This is a genomic window from Streptomyces sp. AC627_RSS907 (assembly GCF_019049165.1).
In genome coordinates, this window is record NZ_JAGMUE010000426.1 from 1 (window position 1) to 572 (window position 572).

Below are 572 nucleotides of genomic sequence, written 5' to 3' on the forward strand. Positions count from 1 at the left end.
GCGTTGAGGAGGGCGGCGGCGTACTGGCGGGCGGTTTCGAAGATGCCATCGCGTGTTTCGGGTGGTCCCTCGACGGTGCCCTTGAGCTGAGCGGCCACGGCGGCGAAGTCGTGATCACGCAGAATGTCGAGCGGAGTACGGTCGGCCGGGAAGGCTAGCCACTGCATGACGTCGGTGATGGGGCGCTCGTCCAGGGCGGCGGCCAGGAAGAGCTGGCTGAGGATGTTGGAGCCAGCCTTGGACCAGAAGTCACCTTGCTGGGAAGCGTCGACGCTGGCGGCGAGGAAGTGGCCGGCCAACCGGCTCGCGCCATCCAAGGTCTTCGCGCTGGCCAGCGGGTTCCACCACATCGCGCGGTCGGCATGAGCGATCTGCTGGGGGTCCATGCTCCACACCCGGCCCACGTCCGCCCGCGCTTCGAAGGTGGCGGTGAAGGCGTCACCGGCGGCCTTGTTGCTGGTGAGCAGCACCGGGCCGGGGGCGTTCAAGACGGAGGGGATCGCGAGGGAGGTGGTCTTGCCGGACCGCGGCGCCATGATCGCCACGGCGACATCCTCGAACCCCATCCGCAC

General features: G+C 68.7%; 1 protein-coding gene. It reads right to left on the reverse strand.

What is annotated here, in order from left to right:
- Positions 1–572: type IV secretory system conjugative DNA transfer family protein (locus KUM32_RS36260; protein WP_217146152.1), on the reverse strand; the 572-nt coding region annotated here is incomplete at both ends.